This is a genomic window from Shewanella sp. 10N.261.52.F9, assembly GCF_041471165.1.
Lineage (GTDB): Bacteria > Pseudomonadota > Gammaproteobacteria > Enterobacterales > Shewanellaceae > Shewanella > Shewanella marinintestina.
In genome coordinates this window covers 20,735-41,837 of the sequence record NZ_JBFRNX010000009.1, presented here as the reverse complement: position 1 = coordinate 41,837, position 21,103 = coordinate 20,735, and the positions used below count along the sequence as shown (strand labels likewise).

The 21,103-nt window shown below is 44.7% G+C and carries 22 protein-coding genes; 12 read left to right on the top strand and 10 right to left on the bottom strand.

The features are described 5' to 3' along the window. Positions 1 to 26 precede the first annotated feature (26 nt). From AB4298_RS07065 to AB4298_RS07050, 4 genes are all read left to right on the top strand, one after another. Positions 27 to 494 carry a DUF2489 domain-containing protein gene (locus tag AB4298_RS07065; protein ID WP_249000243.1) on the top strand — a complete coding sequence of 156 codons (468 nt, stop codon included), beginning with the start codon at positions 27 to 29 and terminating at the stop codon, positions 492 to 494. 248 nt (positions 495 to 742) lie between these two features. Further along, positions 743 to 2,119, top strand: a complete 1,377-nt coding sequence (hemN, locus tag AB4298_RS07060; protein WP_283107330.1) for an oxygen-independent coproporphyrinogen III oxidase — start codon at positions 743 to 745, stop codon at positions 2,117 to 2,119. Between the two features lie 178 nt (positions 2,120 to 2,297). Next, on the top strand, positions 2,298 to 4,085 hold the full coding sequence (locus AB4298_RS07055) for a DUF885 domain-containing protein (RefSeq protein WP_371986181.1): 1,788 nt from the start codon (positions 2,298 to 2,300) through the stop codon (positions 4,083 to 4,085). A gap of 115 nt (positions 4,086 to 4,200) precedes the next feature. Further along, positions 4,201 to 5,172, top strand: a complete 972-nt coding sequence (locus AB4298_RS07050; protein ID WP_371986180.1) for an alpha/beta fold hydrolase — start codon at positions 4,201 to 4,203, stop codon at positions 5,170 to 5,172. A 97-nt stretch (positions 5,173 to 5,269) separates the two neighbouring features. On the opposite strand, the gene flhA is transcribed toward AB4298_RS07050, so the two are convergent. From flhA to AB4298_RS07010, 8 genes are all read right to left on the bottom strand, one after another. Next, on the bottom strand, positions 5,270 to 7,351 hold the full coding sequence (gene flhA / locus AB4298_RS07045; RefSeq protein ID WP_371986179.1) for a flagellar biosynthesis protein FlhA: 2,082 nt from the start codon (positions 7,349 to 7,351) through the stop codon (positions 5,270 to 5,272). A gap of 15 nt (positions 7,352 to 7,366) precedes the next feature. After that, positions 7,367 to 8,500 carry a flagellar biosynthesis protein FlhB gene (gene flhB / locus AB4298_RS07040; protein ID WP_371986178.1) on the bottom strand — a complete coding sequence of 378 codons (1,134 nt, stop codon included), beginning with the start codon at positions 8,498 to 8,500 and terminating at the stop codon, positions 7,367 to 7,369. Then, entirely contained in the window at positions 8,497 to 9,276 is a 780-nt protein-coding gene (gene fliR / locus AB4298_RS07035; RefSeq protein WP_371986177.1) for a flagellar biosynthetic protein FliR, read from the bottom strand. Before fliR ends, flhB begins: the two co-directional genes overlap by 4 nt. Before the next feature lie 69 nt (positions 9,277 to 9,345). Then, positions 9,346 to 9,615, bottom strand: coding sequence for a flagellar biosynthesis protein FliQ (fliQ, locus tag AB4298_RS07030; protein ID WP_249000237.1), 270 nt, complete (start codon positions 9,613 to 9,615; stop codon positions 9,346 to 9,348). 42 nt (positions 9,616 to 9,657) lie between these two features. Continuing rightward, on the bottom strand, positions 9,658 to 9,804 hold the full coding sequence (locus AB4298_RS07025) for a hypothetical protein (RefSeq protein WP_249000236.1): 147 nt from the start codon (positions 9,802 to 9,804) through the stop codon (positions 9,658 to 9,660). A 27-nt stretch (positions 9,805 to 9,831) separates the two neighbouring features. Continuing rightward, the gene (gene fliP / locus AB4298_RS07020) at positions 9,832 to 10,560 is read right to left on the bottom strand and encodes a flagellar type III secretion system pore protein FliP (protein ID WP_249000235.1); all 729 of its coding nucleotides are present in this window, start codon (positions 10,558 to 10,560) and stop codon (positions 9,832 to 9,834) included. Positions 10,561 to 10,562: 2 nt separating this feature from the next. Continuing rightward, positions 10,563 to 10,919, bottom strand: coding sequence for a flagellar motor switch protein FliN (gene fliN / locus AB4298_RS07015; protein WP_249000234.1), 357 nt, complete (start codon positions 10,917 to 10,919; stop codon positions 10,563 to 10,565). Further along, complete coding sequence (locus AB4298_RS07010; RefSeq protein WP_249000233.1) at positions 10,912 to 11,793, bottom strand: FliM/FliN family flagellar motor switch protein; 882 nt, start codon at positions 11,791 to 11,793, stop codon at positions 10,912 to 10,914. The genes fliN and AB4298_RS07010 overlap by 8 nt, the downstream gene beginning before the upstream one ends. 544 nt (positions 11,794 to 12,337) lie before the next feature. Here AB4298_RS07010 and AB4298_RS07005 point away from each other — a divergent pair. The 8 genes from AB4298_RS07005 (at position 12,338) to AB4298_RS06970 (ending at position 20,232) form a co-directional block, all read left to right on the top strand. After that, positions 12,338 to 13,234 (top strand): MotY family protein, encoded by an 897-nt coding sequence (locus AB4298_RS07005; protein WP_371986175.1) that lies wholly within the window; start codon positions 12,338 to 12,340, stop codon positions 13,232 to 13,234. Continuing rightward, positions 13,231 to 14,538, top strand: a complete 1,308-nt coding sequence (locus AB4298_RS07000) for a sigma-54 interaction domain-containing protein (RefSeq protein WP_371986174.1) — start codon at positions 13,231 to 13,233, stop codon at positions 14,536 to 14,538. Before AB4298_RS07005 ends, AB4298_RS07000 begins: the two co-directional genes overlap by 4 nt. 28 nt (positions 14,539 to 14,566) lie before the next feature. After that, positions 14,567 to 14,905 (top strand): flagellar hook-basal body complex protein FliE, encoded by a 339-nt coding sequence (gene fliE, locus AB4298_RS06995; protein WP_283107328.1) that lies wholly within the window; start codon positions 14,567 to 14,569, stop codon positions 14,903 to 14,905. 74 nt (positions 14,906 to 14,979) lie between these two features. Next, on the top strand, positions 14,980 to 16,698 hold the full coding sequence (gene fliF, locus AB4298_RS06990) for a flagellar basal-body MS-ring/collar protein FliF (protein ID WP_371986171.1): 1,719 nt from the start codon (positions 14,980 to 14,982) through the stop codon (positions 16,696 to 16,698). 52 nt (positions 16,699 to 16,750) lie between these two features. Further along, positions 16,751 to 17,737 (top strand): flagellar motor switch protein FliG, encoded by a 987-nt coding sequence (locus tag AB4298_RS06985; RefSeq protein WP_249000312.1) that lies wholly within the window; start codon positions 16,751 to 16,753, stop codon positions 17,735 to 17,737. Further along, entirely contained in the window at positions 17,737 to 18,489 is a 753-nt protein-coding gene (gene fliH / locus AB4298_RS06980; RefSeq protein WP_249000229.1) for a flagellar assembly protein FliH, read from the top strand. Before AB4298_RS06985 ends, fliH begins: the two co-directional genes overlap by 1 nt. Further along, positions 18,479 to 19,822, top strand: coding sequence for a FliI/YscN family ATPase (locus AB4298_RS06975; RefSeq protein WP_249000228.1), 1,344 nt, complete (start codon positions 18,479 to 18,481; stop codon positions 19,820 to 19,822). The genes fliH and AB4298_RS06975 overlap by 11 nt, the downstream gene beginning before the upstream one ends. Continuing rightward, complete coding sequence (locus AB4298_RS06970) at positions 19,819 to 20,232, top strand: flagellar FliJ family protein (protein WP_249000227.1); 414 nt, start codon at positions 19,819 to 19,821, stop codon at positions 20,230 to 20,232. The genes AB4298_RS06975 and AB4298_RS06970 overlap by 4 nt, the downstream gene beginning before the upstream one ends. A gap of 45 nt (positions 20,233 to 20,277) precedes the next feature. Here AB4298_RS06970 and flgN read toward each other — a convergent pair whose 3' ends face one another. Continuing rightward, complete coding sequence (gene flgN / locus AB4298_RS06965) at positions 20,278 to 20,736, bottom strand: flagellar export chaperone FlgN (RefSeq protein WP_249000226.1); 459 nt, start codon at positions 20,734 to 20,736, stop codon at positions 20,278 to 20,280. Next, complete coding sequence (gene flgM, locus AB4298_RS06960) at positions 20,729 to 21,007, bottom strand: flagellar biosynthesis anti-sigma factor FlgM (protein WP_249000225.1); 279 nt, start codon at positions 21,005 to 21,007, stop codon at positions 20,729 to 20,731. Before flgM ends, flgN begins: the two co-directional genes overlap by 8 nt. Positions 21,008 to 21,103 lie beyond the last annotated feature (96 nt).

Below are 21,103 nucleotides of genomic sequence, written 5' to 3'. Positions count from 1 at the left end.
CCCACTTCGACCAACTAGGGTTTAGTATGACAACGACCTTCATTATTCTTGGTGCACTTATTATTGTCGCGCTTACGGCGTATGCGACCTACCTCGTGATTCAAGTGCGCAAACAACAGCGACGTAAAATAGAGCAGCAACAACAGCAAGCTGCCGCAGCCAAAGCTAAGTCAGACGAACTACTCGATAATATTCGTTATATTGCCAGCGCAATGTTAGAAGGCCGCTGTGAACTATCGGAAGGCGTAATGCGCATAGCTAAGCTATTTCAATTAGTTGGTATGGCTGAAATGGTTGAAAAACAGTACCCAGCAACCTTTGCGCATTTTGAAATCATCAAAGCTCACCCCATCAAAGAGCAACGTAAAGAATTAGACAAACAACAGCGAATGAAACTCGATTTTGCTCGCATGCGCTCTGAAGGCGAGTTAGAGGCGAAAATTTTAGAAGAAGCTAAGCTTTTGAGTGAATTTACGTCAAGTTCACTACACTAGTGTTAATGCTAGCCTAGTTGTTAGCGCAAAACAGATGCAATCTAGGTCGCAGATATGGCCTATTTTGCTTATATAGGGTGAGTCTGTGCACAAAATCCTCTAAAGACCACAGACATAAACCTCATTTTCAGCGATATTCAGTCATACTTTGCTACCCATATTAAATTTTTACAACATGGATCAAGGTTATTCAACAAATAACCATGCATACTTCACATGTTGCTAAACTATACGCCGGAGGACACGCCTTGAAGCAGCCCACCCCAATTAGTTGGGATCAGTCAATGATCGAAAAGTACAATTATAGCGGTCCACGTTATACTTCTTATCCGACGGCCTTGGAATTCGATGATTCGTTTACCGAGGAAAAACTGCTGACCTCTATTAAGAACAGCAAGAGTGACAAGCTTTCTCTTTATATCCATATTCCTTTCTGCGCCAAGCTTTGTTACTACTGTGGCTGCAATAAAGTTATCACTCGTCACCAGCATAAAGCCGATCAATACATTGAGTATCTAGCGGCAGAAATCGTTAAACGTGCACCGCTGTTTAAAAATTACTTAGTGACCCAAATTCACTGGGGTGGCGGTACACCGACATTCCTAACACCTGAGCAAATTCTAACGCTTTCAGCACTGGTTAAAGCAAACTTTAATGTAGCTGACGTAGGCGAATACTCAATTGAAGTTGATCCTCGTGAAATCGAGCTTTCAATGCTAGACACCCTAAAAGAAGCGGGCTTTAACCGTATCTCTATTGGTGTGCAAGATTTCAATAAAAAGGTGCAAATCGCAGTAAACCGCGAGCAAGACGAGCAGTTTATCTTCGACCTAATGGCACGTGCAAAAGAGCTAGGCTTTGTTTCAACTAACATCGACCTAATCTATGGTTTGCCGCACCAAACACCAGAAACGTTTGCAGAAACGATGCAGCGCGTACTGGACTTAAATCCAGATCGTCTATCAGTGTTTAACTACGCTCACCTGCCATCTCGTTTTGCAGCGCAGCGTAAGATTAAAGATGAAGATTTAGCATCACCTCAGCAAAAACTCGATATGTTGCATCAAACAATCGAAACGCTAACGGGTGCAGGCTACCAGTACATTGGTATGGACCACTTTGCTAAGCCAGATGACGAGCTATCGATTCTACAGAACGAAGGCCGTCTACACCGTAACTTCCAAGGTTACACCACTCAAGAAGAGTGTGACCTATTGGGTCTTGGTGTATCTTCAATCAGCCAGATTGGCGATTGCTACGCCCAGAACCAAAAAGATGTGCGCCCTTACTTCGAGTCAATCGATGCTAACGGCCACGCACTATGGAAAGGTTGCAGCTTAAACCGTGACGACGAAATTCGCCGCGTAGTGATTAAGCAGCTAATCTGCCACTTCGACCTAGATATGGCGAAGATTGAAGAAAAGCTAAACATCAACTTTGAAGAGTACTTCGCAGAAGATCTTAAACTACTGCAAACTTTCATCGATGATAAGCTCGTCGACATTACAGACCGTAAGATCACTATCAGCCCTACAGGCCGTCTATTGATCCGTAATATCTGTATCTGTTTCGACGTTTACTACCGTGAGAAAGCAAGACAACAGCAGTTCTCTCGTGTTATCTAATCAAATTTGATTAGCAAAAAACCGGCATTAGCCGGTTTTTTTATGCCTAAAATCAGCAAAGTGAACCAAAATCTTTAATTACAATTGTATACACTTTGACCGTGATCTTTACATGCCATCACGGCATAATCATCTTGTAAATACCAATCAATATAACTAAAACAATAATGGATGATTCATGTATAAATACCTGCTACCTACCTTGCTAGTCGCCAGCCTTAGTGCTTGCCAAGCACCTAGCACTCAAATCAATGCGGCAGAAACTAACACGACTCAAGCAGTCACTAATTCACAACTGCAAACAGCAATCGACAACGCTTGGCAGCTTTCTCTCGACGCCAGCCCAAGTTTTGCCTACTCAATGGGTGATGCTTCTAAAGCCGGACAGCTACAAGACTTATCACCACAAGCGTTAGCGGCACTCGATCAGCGCAGGCAAACATTACTCGCACAAATAATACAAATTGACCGCAGCAGCCTTAATAAAAACGATAAAATTAACGCACAAATCCTGCAAGACCAAGTTCAAAACCAAGTCGACCAATACCGCTATAATGACCACTTTATGCCACTGTCAGCCGAAAGTGGTTTCCATGCTTATATAGCTTCAATATCTAAAGGCCGCTTTAGCAAAATTGAAGACTACCAAAACTATATCAAGCAGCTACAAGCACTACCGAACTACTTCGATCAGCAAACTTACTGGTTAAAGCAAGGCATAGCACAAGGTATAACCCCGTCTAAAGTCACTCTTCAAGGGTTTGAAACCAGCATTAGCGCCTTTATTGTACCGGTTGAAGACAGCGGCTACTTTGCCCCTTTTACTGAGTACCCAAGCCATTTTACTGATGTAGAAAAAGCCCAATTAACCAAGCAAGGGCGTGAGTTGGTCGCAAATACTGTATTGCCAACCTACCAAGCTTTCTTGGAGTTTATGACCACCGAGTACATACCTAATACCCGTGAAAGCATCGCCTCTTATGATCTACCCGATGGTGAAGATTTTTACGAAAACCGCGTGCGCTACTACACCACGCTTGATATGACTTCAGATGAAGTGCACCAACTTGGCTTACAAGAAGTAAAACGCATTCGCGCAGAGATGCAGCAGATCATCGAGCAAGTCAGTTTTGCAGGTAGCTTTGCTGAATTCCTACACTTTTTACGTACTGACCCACAGTTTTACCCTAAAACCGCAGAAGAGTTACTCAAAGAAGCTGCTTATATCGCTAAAAAAGCCGATGCCATGCTGCCAAAGTATTTTGGTAAGCTACCACGTCAGCCTTATGGTATTGAGCCTGTACCCGCGGAAATAGCACCTAAATACACCACAGGACGTTACTCTGGCTCTAGTCGAGATGATGAGGCTGGTTATTACTGGGTCAATACCTACGCACTCGATAAACGCCCACTTTACGAGATGGAAGCTTTGACGCTACATGAAGCCGTGCCCGGTCACCATCTACAAATTGCACTCAACCAAGAGCTAACCGACTTACCCAACTTTCGCCGTTACAGCTATATCTCGGCATTTGGTGAGGGCTGGGGCTTATACTCAGAATACTTAGGGCTCGAAGCCGGCTTTTACCAAGATCCATACAGTAACTTTGGCCGCCTAACCTATGAGATGTGGCGCGCAGCGCGGCTCGTCGTGGATACAGGTATGCACGCTAAAGGCTGGAGTCGTCAGCAAGCAATCGACTTTATGGCAGGTAATACAGCGCTTTCAATGCACAATGTCACCACCGAAATCGACCGCTACATTAACTGGCCTGGGCAAGCCTTGTCATACAAAATTGGTGAGTTAACAATTAAGCGTTTGCGTGCACAAGCAGAAGCAGAACTGGGTGAGAACTTCGATATTCGCGCCTTCCACGACGCTATTCTAGCCAATGGTTCAGTGCCGATGTCGGTATTAGAGCAGCAGATCAACGATTTTATCGCGACACAAAAGGCTGCAATTTAATCTTGCTGCGATATACGGATAAATATCAGGCCGCGTTAGCGGCCTTTTTATTCACTAGAGTCTGCCCGAGCAAGTTTGCTACACTGCATGCAAGATCACTTAATAGAACCACTCCATGTCGATTGCTACCGAACCCTATATGAACACCACTATTCCAGCTAGCTTCTCATCAGAGCATCACCTGAACAGCCCTGAGCAGAAAGTTTTTTGGCAGCAAGTCACGCAATCGAGCTTTAAAACCCGCGACGATATTTCCCTTGCTTATGCCCGCATCACCCACCCTAATAGCATAGGAACAATTGTGATCAGTAGCGGCCGAGTCGAGTCCTACTTAAAATACAAAGAGCTGATGTTTGATCTGTATGAACAAGGCTACAGTTTATTTGCTGTCGATCATCGTGGTCAGGGGCTATCGGCACGTACCACCTCAAACCCACATCAAGGACATATCGACAAGTTCCAGCGATATGTCGACGATTTTGCCGAATTTATAGACAAAGTTGTTAAACCACACCCGATGGGAAAATACTTCCTTGTGGGTCATTCTATGGGCGGTGCTATTGGTACTTTATACCTAGAACAGTACCCAAATACCTTTAAAGCAGCGGTATTTTCCGCGCCTATGTACGGTATTAAGCTGCCATTAACCAAAGGTTTTATTCGTGGACTGGCTGCGTTACTCGACAACCATAAACAACCAAATTACATTTTGGGTGGTAAAGATTATCACGCAGCAACGTTTGATAAGAATGACCTTACTAATAGCAAATTACGCTACGAAGATTATCGCGAACTTTATCAGCAAGTCCCGCAGTTACAACTTGGCTCGCCAACCAATCACTGGTTGGTCGAGTCGATTGATGCCGGTGAACAAGCCGTTCAAGCTGCACGTAATAGCAAAATCCCCTTGTTAATCCTGCAAGCTGAAGAAGATACTATTGTTGATAATCGTGCTCAGAAACGCGCGATAAATGGATTATGTCAGCTCACCAAAATTCCTTACGCCCGCCATGAAATCTTTATGGAGCGTGATAAAGCCCGTAATCAGGCATTAACTGCATTACTAACGTTTTTAGCCGAAGCCTAGAGCCTTATAGAGACATAAAAAAGGATAGCGCTTGGCTATCCTTTTCACTCTCTGTACTAAACTGCTTACAGCTAGACAAAGCCCTAATAGACTGCGTTTAACCTAGCTGTCCCGCTACCATTAACTCGCGTGTTTCAGGAATTTCATTGTAAGACAACACATGCAGACCACGAGCAAACGCCAACGCATAACGCGCTAAAATAGGCCGTAACTGCGGTGATACTAATAACAGCGGACTGTGGCCGTGCTCTTTAGCTTGCGCCAATAATTGCGGCATACGCTGCTGTAGTTGCGCCAATAATTGTGGGTCCACCGGAAAGCTATCTAACGAGCCCTTACCTTGTTGCTGTGACTGATTTAATGCCGACATTAAAGTTTGTTCAAGATCCGGTGCTAAAGTCATAACGTTAAGCTTAGGTGTAGCACCTACAATTGAATGTAAAATTGAATTTCGTAACGCGCAACGCACATCTGCCGCGAGTAACACAGGATCTTTACTGTTTTCGCTACAATCAAGCAAAGTGGTTGCAATGGTACGAATATCTTTTAAAGACACTTGCTCTTTTAGCAGTAATCTATACACCTTCAACTGCAATATCGGCGTTAGAGCACTATTGAGCGACTCGGCTAATTTCGGACTCTGCTTCGCTAAACGGTCACTCAAAGACAGCACATCATCATGTTGCAACATATCGGGTAAAGTCTCGCGAATGAGCTTACTCACATGGGTTGCAATCACCGTCGCGTTATCCACCACGGAGTAACCCAAATTAAGAGCCTTAGCTTTATTGTCTTGCTCAATCCATACCGCATCCATTTGGTATGCTGGTTCTTTGGTGATCACGCCATCAATCTCACCAAATACCGGACCACTCTTAATAGCCATCAAGCGATCAGGATCTAACTCAGCAGTTACAACAGGGTTACCCATCAAGCTTATTTGGTAAGCATTAGGCGCCAAAGACAAGTTATCGCGCACTCGCACCTCAGCCAGTAAAAATCCCGCCTGCTCTGACAATGTGCGCCTAATACCCGTTAAACGTTTTTGTAGCTCAGCCCCTTTACTGCGCTCCACCAAATGTACTAAACGATAACCTAAACGCACTTCAATCAAATCCGTGTATGGCAATGCATCCCAGCTAGGTGCCGAGGGCTCGGTTAAGGTCGTCTCACGTTGCTGCGCTATTTCAGCTGCAGCAATTTCAGGCTCTCGCAAACTTTGCTTCCAAGCGACAAAACCCAATAACGCCGCAAAAGATAAGAAAACAAAAGTTGGCATTCCCGGTACAATGCCTAAAATCAGCATTACAATTGCCGATGTTGCTAACGTCTTAGGATTAGCAAGTAATTGTTGTCTAAGTTGCTCCGGCATCTCTTCCGCATCAGATACCCGGGTGACAATAATTGCTGCTGCAGTTGCCAGCAATAACGACGGGATCTGTGCAACCAAACCATCACCAATGGTAAGCAAGGCGTAAGTCTTAAATGCCTCGCTTGCACTTAAGTCGTGCATAAAGATACCGATGGCTAAACCACCGAGCATATTAATCGCTAAGATCAAAATACCGGCTATCGCATCACCACGCACAAACTTCGAGGCACCATCCATTGAGCCATAAAAGTCAGCTTCACGAGCCACTTCTTGACGACGATCTCGCGCTTGCTCTTGGGTCAACACGCCCGCGTTCAAGTCAGCATCAATTGCCATCTGTTTGCCGGGTAATGCGTCTAAGGTAAAGCGCGCCGAAACTTCAGAGATGCGCTCTCCCCCCTTGGTGATGACCACAAAGTTGATAATCATTAGGATTAAGAAGATAACGCCACCGACAACATAGTTGCCGCCAATAACCACTTCACCAAAGGCTTGAATGACCTTACCTGCGGCATCGCCCCCTTCATGGCCTTCAATCAATACCACGCGGGTTGAGGCTACGTTCAAGGTAAGTCGTAGCAGGGTTGCTAGTAGCAGGACCGTTGGGAATACCGAGAACTCTAATGGCCGGCGAATCGAGACGCCAACTAGCAGCACCATAACTGCCAAGACGATGTTAAAGGTAAACAGAATGTCGAGTAACCAAGGCGGCAAAGGCAAAATAACCATGGCCAACACCGCCAACAACATGATTGGAATACCTATATAGCTTGGGCTACCAGCAAAAACGCGCGAAAACCATTTCATTAATTCAAATAACCTTTAATCATGTTGTAAGTTTTTAGGAATAAAGAAGTGCGGCAAAGGTTCTGGTTTTGCCTGCATCCCTTGCCTTGCAGCGCGTAGCTGCATCACATAAGTTAGTACGTGAGCAATCGCGACAAATAGCCCGGCTGGGATCTGTTGTTCAATCTGGGTTGAGTAATAAATTGCCCGGGTTAACGGAGGCAGCTCAATCACTTCAATATCGTGGCGCTTTGCAATATCTCGCATATAAAGAGCCAGCTCATCAGTGCCTTTAGCCACCACATATGGCGCATCCGCTTTATCCAAATCATATTTAAGTGCCACTGCGTAATGGCTCGGGTTTACCAATAAAACATCAGCCTTGGGAACTGAAATATCAGCTCTTGATCGGCTCATTCTTTGTTGCATTTGGCGAATTTTGGCTTTTATCTCAGGTTTACCATCTTGTTGTTTATGTTCATCTTTCACCTCTTGCAAAGACATTCTCAGCTCTTTGTGGTGATGCCAATACTGATATGGCACATCAATAAAGGTAATCAACAGTAAACCTAACCCCAAATACAGCATGGCTAAACTGAGCATATCTAGCCCACGCGTAACCGCTTCATCGACAGGTAGTTGACTAATCGCCATTAGCGCTTGAAAGTTTTTCTGTAAAAAGACCCACATAATACCCAACAGCAGCACTATCTTGAGTATCGACTTAACCAATTCGACCAGAGACTTAACCGATGCTATGCGGCCTAAACCTGCAATCGGATCGATTCGGCTATATTTGAAATTGGCATTATTAAAACTAAAAATCAGCCCACCCGGCATCGCTCCTGCAACCATGGCAATGATTGCCACCATTAAAAAGAGTGGTCCAAGAATATTAAGGATCTCTAACAGCGAGTGCGCCATATGCCGCGTCATCATCCCCGGCTCATCTAATTGCGCTTTGGTAAAAGACATATTCATTCGAGTCAGCTCAGCGACTCGCGCAGCTATCCAATCACCGGTCGTAGTCAGCATTAATGAACAGCCAATAATAAGTGCTGAAGCAGCAAGATCTTTTGAGCGTGGTACTTGCCCTTGTTCACGGGCTTTACGTAACTTTTGCGGGGTCGCTTTTTCAGTTTTACTTTGGCCGCTATCTTTATTGCTCATGGCGTACCTCCAATAAACTGGTACATGGCAGATAGCGCATCTAAGCAAAGGTCGCTATAACGGCTAGGCAAACCGCTGAACGAAAAGAAAACACAAAGTAATCCCATCAACATCGACATCGGAAAGCCCAGAGCAAATACGTTTAAGGATGGGGCGGCACGGCTTAACACACCAAACGTTAAGTTAACCACTAACATGGCTAAAATCGCCGGCAAAGCCAGCATAAAAGCTGCGGCAAAAATCCATGCAAAACGAGCAATTAGCCCCATTAAAGGTAATTCAAACACCCCCATGCCAATGGGCCACAACCTAAAACTGTCGACTAATACGCCAATCGCCACCAAGTGACCATCGAGAGCCAAGAACAGTAAGGTTCCATAAAGCATAAACCACAAGCCCAAAATGGGGTTACTACCACCACTAGACGGGTCGTTCATGACCGCCATTGAAAGGCCCATTTGCATCGACATCATGGCACCAAAAAGGGTCATTACGTGGATCATAATTGACAGAAATAGTGCCAACATAAAGCCAATTAAAAGCTGTTCAACAGCTAGAATTAGCGCTTGAAAAGAAACAGCATCAACCTGTGGTACAGGCGGTAGTAGCGGAGCAATTAATGCTGAAATACTCATAGCTAAAAGAATACGCACCGTGGCGGGGATATAATTATTACCCAAAAAAGGCATCACCATAAATGCCCCCATTATGCGGCAAAATGGCCACCAGAAAGTTCCGATAAACGCGCTGATCTGCACCGATGTTAACGACAGCAAAGAGAAGCCCTTAGCCTGTAAGCAACAAAACCATTCATCTTCAAAGCGAGCAGCAACAGAGGTTTCCCCTTAGCCAATAAGGTGTGGAATGTTCATAAAGAGGCGATCGAAGAAATCGCAAATCTTCATCAGTAGCCACTCACCCGCAAAAACCACCATCAGTAAGGTAATGATCAGTCGCGGCAAAAAACTCAAAGTTTGTTCGTTAACTTGGGTTGCCGCCTGAAAGACCGCTATCAGTAAACCGACCAATAAACCTGGCACCACCAATACACCAACCATGGCGACGACCAGAAATATCGCTTCAGCAAACATTGCGGTAAGCTCGTTGACATCCATTACTTAACTCCCAAAAACTGCTAGCTCATTTATGCTCACAGCCTATGCCTCAATACCTGTAAGCAAAGCAATCACTGCAGGCCAGTCATTTAGAGCAACCAAGGCTAACATCACACCACCCAGCAGCAGGTAAAGTGTGTCAGTAAAAGAGATGTACAGCAGCGCTGTATCGTTGTTATTGAGCTTCATAAGCAAACAATCGCCATTGGTAAAAGATTATCCATAACTGGCTACCAGAGTGCTTACTGTCATCGACCAACCGTCGACTAATACAAACACCATCAGCTTAAATGGAAGAGAAATAATAAGGGGTGACAACATCATCATACCCATAGACATCAAGACACTGGCGACGACCAGATCGATCACCAAAAATGGTAAGAAGATTAAAAAGCCTATCTGAAACGCTGTTTTTAGCTCACTCAATACAAATGCAGGCATCAATACAAAGAAAGGGATCTCTTCGGCTGTAAGTGTTGTAGGTTCATCGGCAATCTTAAGCATCTGCTCCAGATCAGTTTCACGGGTTTGCGCTAACATAAACTGTCGTAATGGAATTTCAGCGCGAGCAACCGCTTCAGTTAGCTCTATTTGACCTAAGTCATAAGGTAGAAAAGCCTCATCGTAGATAGCTTGCCCTGTTGGGCGCATAATGAAGATAGTCATGACTAATGCGATGCCAATCAGTACCTTATTGGGTGGGCTTTGCTGCAAGCCTAATGCTTGTCGTAAAATAGCCAATACCACAATAATCCGCGTAAAGCTGGTTAGCATCATCAGCAATGCGGGTAGAAAACTTAGCACTGTCATCAGTGCCAAAATTTCTAATTTAACGTTAACAGCTTGGGTTTTATCCCCATCAGCTAATGAAAATAAGGTAAAACCGTCCCCTGCATAAGCAGTAGATGAGAAACTTAGCAATACAAGCAGCAACACTCGCCACATAGTTAGTCAATGGCTCCGGTTAAACTTGTGGCTTCAACCTCAAGTAAACGCACACCATAACGACCATTCACCTCAACCACTTCGCCGCGACCGAGTAAGGCACCATTAACCCGAATATCCAATGGCTCACCAACCATACGATCAAGAGCCACTACATCTCCCTCGCCCATTTGAGTTAGCTCGCCTAAAGACATTTCCACACTAGCAAGCTCCAAAGTCACATGTACCGGTAGCTGCTGAAAGAAAGACATATCCTTAACAGGCTTTGCCGACGCTTTGGTTTCACCAATTGCGGTATCTGCAAAAAAATCGTCATCCAATAAAAAATCATCATCTTGCAAAATACTATTGTCAGCCATTGGGTTGCTCCTCCATTAAAAAGACTTCTTGGGTCAATTTAGCCACTAACTGCCCTTCATGGGTGTGCACTGTGGCGTAAAAAAGTGGACGCTTACCTACCGTCATAGGGCAGCGAGAATGTAAATTCATAGGTAAGATGTCACCCACTGCAAGTCGCTGCAGAGAGGTAACAGGCATGCTTTGATGCCCGAGTTCGACAAGAGTTTTCACCGGAATTTGCTTTAATCTATGGGCTAATTTATCCGCTAAATACGGATCAGCTTGAAAATGGCTTGGTTGTTCTGCCATTAATTCGAGTAAATGTTCAGCCATATAAAAATAAATTGGCGAACCGTGGTGACCTGTAGGAAAACTCAATTCGCAGCAAACTGGCGGAGCAATAGGCGTTTTGCTCATTACCAACTCCAGCTCGAGTTTACTGATATCAATTTCAGTAATTGGCAAGGTTGTAATTGCAGCTGTCATTAGGCGTTTTACCAAACGAAACTCTGATTGGCTCGGCGCACGTAACGGCGAAGCCATCACTGTTGAGTAACAGCCATAATAGCTACTTGCCAACTGATCTAGGATGCATTTATCCATAGACCACCAACCTAATTCAACTCGGTTATAGCTTAGCAAAAACCAAGCATGGTCAAGCTCTGGAACTAAAGGCTCATTGTTAACGCTGAGCGAGATATTAGATACGCCATAATGACCCTGCCTTGTTATTGGCAAAAGCAATTCATTGACCACATCCATCATTAAACGCTGGCATGATTCTAATTGTAATAAAAGTCGGCTACGAGCTAACTTTTCTTTAATTAATACAACTGGCCTAACTTTAATGCCGAGGCTGGATTTAATTAGATTAGCTTTCGCGGTAGTTTTCACCCTAAATTCCTCAACAACATAGCGTCAATATATCGACGCAACAACTAAAAAAGCTATTAAAATGACTAGCGACAAAATCTCAACTCAAAAAAACAAAACAAATTAACGTCAAAAAAACCACATTAAATTAATTGAAGATTTAATTAATCATCCTAAACAAAAATTAAGCGCAAATAACAAATTATAAGGCGACCGAATCAAACAAAAACTTTAACCAAAATTAGATTATTTTATAAATAAACAATAAAAACACTAAAATCAAAGACTTAAACCAAAAAGGTAAACTAAAAACCACTATGACTGCTAATAAAACAGCCAGTGTCATTATTAGATAATCTGTAATGGATGATGGTTTTAAAACAGTTTCATTGATTCTGCAAGAGTTTTACACATATTAACCAAAAGTATTTACTTAAAATTTGATTTAAATGAAAAATAAAAATAAAAGAGTTTTACATAATTTAATATTACGTGTTTAATTGGCAACCTTAAAAATAGAATTATAAAAAACACAACATCTTCTACATTTAAGGGTTATGACAAATTGAAAGCCTCAGTTTATATATTGCTCTGTCTAAACGTTGTTTTTGTTGCCGTCACTAATAATGCTTTGGCTGTAACAAATAACTATCAAACACATCTAGAAAAAGCCCAATGGGATTTTTCTGGGGATGCTTTTGGCTGTGAAATAACCCATAGAGTGCAAAGTTTCGGCACACTACAACTCATAGCAAAGCCTGGCGAGGCGATAACGCTAACTTTACAAAGCGACTGGTTAGACCTAAATAATAACCAGAGTCTCGCCTCTGTAATATCTCCAGCGTGGCAGGCCAAAAACAGTCTGCAACCTCCAACGACTGTACTTAACTGGCTTGGCGTGAGTGCCTCTAGTCAAAAAAATACCGCAGCCTTCTTAGAAGCGTTAGAACAAGGGCTCACTTGGCAAATCGCTATTTCTACAGCCGAAACAAATTATCAAGTGAGTTCTAGCCCTGTCGCCACTCAGAAAGTAGCAAACCAATTTCGTATTTGTCGGCAACAACTTTTACCACAGCCTTTTAGCTACTTGCGCCGTTTAGATTTACGCTTTGCGAGTAACTCCAGCCATCTTTTGGCTTCCCATGAACAAGATTTATATGCGGTCTACCGTTACCTTCAAGCCGATCCAAGTATTAAAGAAATTCTCATCGATGGTCATGCAGACGCATCAGGCGATCACTTAACAAACCTTTTGCTCAGCAAAGAACGGGCTGACGAAGTGATGTCTCGACTCATTGAGCTTGGGGTGCCGATCAGCATGATTCAAGTTCGCCACCACGGTAATAGAGCACCAATAGCCAGCAATAATGATGTTACAGGGCGAGAGTTAAATCGTCGTGTCAGCTTGCGTTTGGTTAAGTCAGCCACGAATAAAATGGCCTCTCAAGGAGCATCCAAGTGAATCATACGAGTTTAAGATTTATCGATGCACAACTCCCAACATCAAGTGTGGATCTATTAGCCCAACAAGGATTTCACTTATGGCAAGAATCCGATAATACGTGCCCTTGGCTTAGTTTGGTTAATCTATCGGAGTGCAACCTAGACAGTGTTACACGGCAACTGCAGCGCTACCCAGGCAAGCATCAAGTCGCCTTATTGGAACCTGAGCAAACAGAGCTTGCGAGTATGGCTATGCAATCAGGCGTTCAAGATTACTTACTACTACCAATTGATCAAAACCAACTCAGCTCGCTATTACAAAGATTACGCCGTTTAGAGTTACCCAATAATGAGCTTATTTGTGCAGCGCCAGTAAGTAGGCAACTACTCATGCTTGCCCATCGCGCAGCAAGTACTGAAGCAACTGTGCTATTAACTGGCGAAAGCGGAACAGGTAAAGAACCTTTAGCGCGATATATTCACCGTCACTCTAATCGAGCCGAGCAACCTTTTATCGCGATTAACTGCGCAGCAATTCCGGAAAGCATTTTGGAATCGATTCTTTTTGGTCATGTTAAGGGGGCTTTTACTGGTGCTAATGTTGATCAGGCTGGCAAATTTGAATTAGCCAATAACGGCACGCTTTTACTCGATGAAATCGGCGAAATGCCACTACTCCTGCAGGCAAAATTATTGCGCGTGTTGCAAGAAAGAGAGGTTGAGCGCTTAGGTAGTCATAAATCAGTAAAGCTCAATATTCGCGTTATTGCGGCGACCAACAAAGATCTTCGCCAAGCCGTTAAAGATGGCAGTTTCAGAGAAGACCTTTTCTATCGTTTAGATGTGCTACCAATAAAAATATTACCTTTGCGCCAACGTCGCGAAGACATTCTGCCTATCGCAGAACACTTTCTAAAACGTTACAAAATGCTTGCCGCAGATCAGCCTTGTTACTTCAGCGAGCAAGCACGTAATCTGCTTTTATGTCACGACTGGCCTGGAAATGTTCGCGAACTTGAAAACACCATACAACGCGCACTAGTTATGCGCCGCGGTCAAGCGCTGCAAGCAGAAGAACTAGGTTTAGTCACTCAAACAGGTGAGCGTCTATGCGAACCGAATGAGTTAGGGCTTAAAGCCTCAAAACGCCATGCAGAATTTCAATACATTATCGATACATTGAAGCGCAACAATGGCCAGCGTAACCACACCGCAGAGGCACTTGGCATGACCACCAGAGCGTTGCGATACAAGCTAGTGCAAATGAGAGAACAAGGTATTGATATCGATAATATCTTGGCGCAATCAGGTCACGCCGCTTAAACCAGAATCGGATTTTTAAGGATCATCCATGTCAAATGCCAGTATCACTAGCCCTCAGTTACTCATGCAGCAAATGAGTATTCATACTGAAATGGCAAAAGGTGCAATCAAAGTAGGCCCTAACCCACGGGATTTTGGTTTTCAGCCTGCTTCATTTACTGAGTTAATGAAGCAAAAAGTCTCAGCTATTAATGCCGACCAAAACGCTTCATCAGCGCTAGTTCGGGCAGTTGATAGTGGCCAAAGTAGTGACTTAGTCGGGGCGATGGTTGCCTCACAAAAAGCCAGCTTGTCATTTTCAGCCATGATTCAAATTCGAAATCGCTTAGTACAAGCATTCGATGACGTCATGAAAATGCCTATTTGAACCTTATTAACTTCATTACTAATTCGATAACGCTTAACAAGCGATTGGCCTTTTTAAGCTAGGATAACTAAAACATGTCAACCACATTGACTCAAACCAGCCCTGCAATAACAGACGCTTCAGGTAAAAGTGATCACCTTGGCACCCTAAAACAAAAATGGCAGCAATTCAGCTTAGGCGACCGTCATGCAGCAACGCTGGCGATTATGGCCATTGTTGCCGCCTGTGTGATTGTTTTAATGCTTTGGAGTACAGGTCAAGGTTATAGCCCTTTGTATGGTGACCAAGAGAATGTCGAAACCTCACACATTATTGAGGTGTTAGATAGCGAAGGTTTAAGTTATCGACTTGACCCAACAAGTGGTCTAGTACTCGTGCCTGAAGATAAACTAGGTCACGCTAGAATGCTACTCGCCGCTCGTGGCGTAAAAGCTAAAGTTCCATCGGGCATGGAATCTCTCGATGCATCGGCGATTGGTACCAGCCAATTTATGGAGCAAGCCAAATACCGCTACAGCCTTGAAGGCGAGCTGTCGCGCACCATTATGGCGTTAAAGGCGGTAAAAACTGCCCGCGTTCACTTAGCAATCCCAAAGAAAACCCTGTTTATTCGCCAAAAACCTGAGCTACCAACAGCATCAGTCATGCTCGATCTTTATACTGGTCAACACCTAAAAGCTGAGCAGATCACTTCAATTGCCAACCTTGTTGCCGGTAGCGTAACCGGTATGACATCAGAGCAAGTACAGATTGTCGACCAAGAAGGCAATCACCTAAGCGCCGAGCTCAATGCTAACCAAGACATGACACAAGCTCGTGACAAACAATTGGAATACACCCAAGAGCTAGAGCAGATCTTAATTAACCGAGCTTCGAGCATGTTACTTCCAGTTCTTGGGCAAGATAATTTCCAAGTACAAGTCGCAGCTAAAGTAAGCTTCAACGAAGTTGAAGAAACTCGCGAGTCAGTTGATCCGCAAACGGTTATCAGTCAAGAAAATCAGAGCACTAACCAAAGCAATGGAGACATGGCGCTGGGGATCCCCGGAGCGCTGAGCAATCAACCACCGACAGCCGATCCTGCAGCCAATAACGCCAGCAGCAATCTAAATCAAACCCAAAGTCGTCAGTTTGAAGTTGGCCGCTCGGTTAAACACACCCGCTATCAGCAAATGCAGCTAGAAAGCCTATCGATTGCTGTATTGTTAAATAACCAAGCCGCTGGGGACACTGGCTGGACACAGCCACAGCTAGACCAAATTAGTAATATGGTACAGGGCGCAATCGGTTACACCGCAAACCGTGGCGATCAATTCAGTATCAGCAGCTTTAATTTTGCCCCGGTCAAAGCCGTGGTATATGAGCCGCTTCCTTGGTGGCAAGCTGACAGTTATCAAGCTTACCTACGCTATTTAATCGGCGCGATTTTGGGTCTAGGCATGATCTTTTTTGTACTACGACCATTGGTCCAACATCTTACTCGCACCGTAGAATACGGTAGTCAAGATGCCAACCAAGACTCTGCGATTCCGTTAATGCCACCAGCTGCAGAAGCCAATGAAGCGTTAGCTAATTCACAGCAAGCTGATGCGCTAATGTCACTCGATAACGTCAAAACAACGAACGGTTGGACTAGCACCCTTAGTCTGCCAGAACCTGGTTCACCACTAACGGTGCAGATGGATCATCTGACCTTACTGGCTAACCAAGAACCTGCACGCGTAGCTGAGGTGATATCTCATTGGATCAGTGAGCGCGAAAACGAAAACGAACCGCAGCACCAACAGGCTTAGCCCATAAACATAGGTAATCTACATCGTGAACAACAATGCAATCACACTAAAAATGGACAACCTAGAGCAAGCAGCCATGCTTTTACTTAGCATGGGTGAAGAAGCTGCGGCTCAAGTTATGGCGCACTTAGACAGAAATGATGTTCAACACTTAAGCTATAAAATGGCGCGACTCTCGAGCATTACCCAACATGAAGCTGAAGCCGTTATCGGTCGTTTTTTCAATCGATACCAAGAGCAATCAGGTATTGCCAGAGCGTCTCGTTCATACCTGCAAAAAACTTTAGATCTTGCCCTTGGAGATCGTGTAGCTAAAGGTCTGATTGATACCATTTACGGTGACGAAATCAAAACCTTAGTAAAACGTTTAGAGTGGGTTGACCCACAGTTGCTTGCTCGTGAAATTGCCAATGAACATTGCCAATTACAAGCGGTATTGCTCGGACTACTGCCACCAGAAAATGCTGCTTTAGTTCTGCAAAGCTTACCGGCAGAAGATCAAGACGGCGTATTACTGCGAATAGCTCAACTCGGAGATATTGACCGCGAAGTGGTTAATGAGCTTAAACAATTGGTAGAACGCTGCATGCTAAATGCTATGGACAAAAGCCATACCCAAGTTAGCGGTGTGCGCCAAGTTGCCGACATCCTCAATCGCTTTGACGGCAACCGTGAGCAACTTATGGAGATGCTCAAGCTACATGACAAACAACTCGCGAATAATGTTGCAGACAACATGTTTGACTTCATTATTTTGGGTCGCCAAAAGCCTGAAACCTTGCAAGCAGTCATGGCAGCTGTGCCTGCCGACGTACTTGCTCTCGCGCTAAAAGGCATCGACAACGACTTAAAGCAAGCATTACTTAGCGCGCTACCTAAACGTATGTCATCGGCAATAGAAACCCAAATGGAAGCGATTGGCACAGTACCATTAAGCCAAGCAATTGCGGCTCGTAAAGAGATTATGGAGCTAGCAAAACAGATGATGGATGATGGCGAAATAGAGCTACAACTCTTTGAAGAGCAGGTTGTTGAATAATGAATGACACAGTAAATAAAGCCGATCCACGTTGGCGTTTAGTTGGCCAGCACCCTCGCCGTCACCGTTTTTCACCATTAATTGAAACTGGAGCCCCGAGCGAGACAGAAGGCGCTGGCTGGCAGGACTTTCAACAAGCTTTCGATAAAGGCTATGACGAAGGTGTGCAAAAGGGTCATCAAGCAGGTTTTAGCTCAGGTGAAGAAGAGGGACGTCAGGCTGGCTATGCAACAGGTTTTAACCAAGGTCGTATTGAGGGGCAACAAAAAGGCAAAGATAATGTTGAAGACCAACTCAACAGCTTGATTGCGCCTTTAGGGGCACTGCAAGCGGTACTTGAAGAGGGCCATAATCAGCAAATATTGCAGCAACAGTCGTTAATTCTCGACTTAGTACGCCGAGTATCGTTGCAAGTGATCCGCTGTGAACTCACCTTACAGCCACAACAAATTCTCACACTCATTGAAGAAACCCTAGCAGCACTGCCAGATGATCCTAGCAAGGTTAAAATTCACTTAGAACCAAGCGCCGTTGATAAGCTTAACGAGTTGGCTGCCGACAAGGTTAAGTCTTGGAGCCTAGTGCCAGATGCCAGCATTAGTGCCGGCGGTTGCCGCATCGTAAGTGATACTGCCGATGCTGATGCCTCAGTTGAAACACGCTTAAACCGCTGTATGACGCAAGTGGAGACGCATCTACAACAGATGCCACTAGCAGCTAAAGAACAACACGAGGCCAACGTTGAAGCTTAATGCTGATATCTTAAATTGGCCCAAAATCCCTGTCGCTCAAGTCTATGGTCGCTTAACCAGAGTTAACGGTCTCTTACTTGAAGCCGTGGGCTGTCAACTCGCCACTGGCGACCGTTGCCATATCGAATGCCGAGATAATCATTTAGTTGAAGCCGAAGTCGTCGGGTTTTACAAAGACACCCTTTGCTTAATGCCGATTGAACACGCCAGCGGATTAATGCCCGGTGCGCGGGTGATGCCAATTGAAGGCCGTTACCAGATCCCTTCAGGTATGGGATTGCTTGGCCGAGTACTCGACGGTTTAGGTCAACCTTTAGATGATTTTGGCTGTATCAAACATTTGCCCCAAGTGCCTTTGCAATTTAAAACCACCAACCCGCTCAAACGTAAACCCATTACCGAACCGCTAGATGTAGGTATTCGGGCCATCAATGCCCTACTCCCTGTCGGCCGCGGGCAGCGCTTAGGACTTTTTGCTGGTTCAGGCGTGGGTAAAAGTGTCCTGCTGGGCATGATGACTCGCTTTACAGAGGCCGATATTGTTGTGGTTGGTCTCATTGGTGAACGTGGCCGTGAGGTGAGAGAGTTTATTGAAGAGGCATTAGGTGAAGAGGGACGAAAACGCGCAGTTGTCATTGCAGCCCCAGCTGATACCACGCCCTTAATGCGAATGCGCGCCATGCGCTTATGTCATCAAGTTGCTGCAGGTTACCGCGACCAAGGCAAGCAAGTATTAATGCTGGTTGACTCTTTAACTCGCTACGCTCAAGCGCAGCGTGAAATAGCGCTTAGCTTAGGTGAGCCACCTGCAACCAAAGGCTATCCGCCGTCAGCATTTGCTTTGCTACCTAGCTTAGTAGAAATGGCGGGCAACAGTCAGCACCCTAGCGGCACCCTCACCGCCTTTTATACCGTATTAACCGAGGGCGATGATCAGCAAGACCCTATTGCCGATTCTGCCCGAGCAATCTTAGATGGCCATATAGTGCTAAATCGCAAGCTTGCGGAACAAGGTCATTTTCCGGCTATTGATATTGGCGCATCGGTAAGTCGTTTAGCCTCGCAAGTGGCGGCACCGATGACGCTAAAGCAAGGGCAATGGTTCCGTCACCTCAATAGCCGCTATAACGAAGTTAAAGAGCTACTGCCACTTGGTGGCTACCAAGCAGGCCATGATCCAGAAATGGATATGGCTGTTAACGCTTATCCGCAAATGTCTGCATTTTTGCGTCAAGAAACCCGTACTCTAGCCGACCTTCCTCAAAGTCTAAGTGCTTTAGAGTTACTTGTGACTCAAATGGGGTTTTCGTTAACGACCGAGCCGCATAAATGAAGCAGCTACAGCGACTATGCCAACAAGAAGAGAAAAAGCTCAGTCAACTGGGACAGCAGAAAAATAGCGCTCAACAACAAATCAACCGGATTGAGCAGCAAAAGCAACAACTAGGTCAAATGATCAGCGACTACTCAGAGGTTAATAGCCGCTGCGCCTCTGCGATGTTGTTGCAGAATAATGCGCAGATGTGCCAAGTCATCGAACCTATGCTTAAACAATTGACCCGCAAACAGCTATTACTACAACAAGAGCAGCATCGTGTGCATGGTTTATGGCATAAGCAACTTGGGCGTCAACAAAGCATACAGTGGCTTTACAATGAGCGTTTGCAACAAGGTAAACAGTTACAGCAGAAGCAAGAACAAAAACAGTTGGATGACCTAGCGGCGCGTTATGTTCGCAGCTAGTTATAGCCAAAATAGATAATACCGTTTATCAGGTCTTTAACGGTTTTACAGGGTTCGCATTGCACCATAATCAAACTTATTGTCGCCACCTGGATGAAGCAATTGGCTAATCACCTCTTGCTGCGCCACTAACAATTTGCCATTAGCCTCGTTCACCTGCTGACTTTCCTTAACCGTAATCAGTAAGTTTTGCCATAACAGCGTCACTTGACCTGCCGAGGCTGGCGGCATTTTATTGATCAAACTTTGCATGCCACTCGCGTTACCTGCAAAACCTAAAGACTCTAGCATCTGTCGACGTAGATCTGCCTTATACATTAAGTCTTCGCACAAGCTAGATTGCAGCTTGTTATGCAGGTTAAGGCCTCGATTATCACGACACTGCATCAGCTCTCGCTGACGATTCAACAGCTTTTTTAACTGCTTATAGCTTTCGGTATCTTGCTTAATACCACGCACTATCGCCTGTACTAATTCACGCTTACTAGGCACTGCATTATCCATGTTGTTGAACCATAGTTTCCGCAAGTTGCTCTAGATTTAGCTCAAAACTACCATCAATTAATGATTGGCGTATTTGCGCAACTTTACCTAAATCAAAGTCAGGTAACTGTTCTAACTGAGGCTGTGCAGATTCAATAAGACGACAATCGTCACTCACTTCCTGCTGAGGTTTAATGACAGCTGACGCCTCAGCAAGTGGCATGACAGGGGTTTTGCTCTTGCTCATCGCCAATTCAGTATGGATTGTGCTATTTAACTTACTAATTTCCATAACGGTTATCTCAAATTCGCTTACTAAGTAATTAAAGCGACACTTTGGCTTCAATCTGAAATAACTGCGGCATTTTTTTAGCCATGATTTAACCGG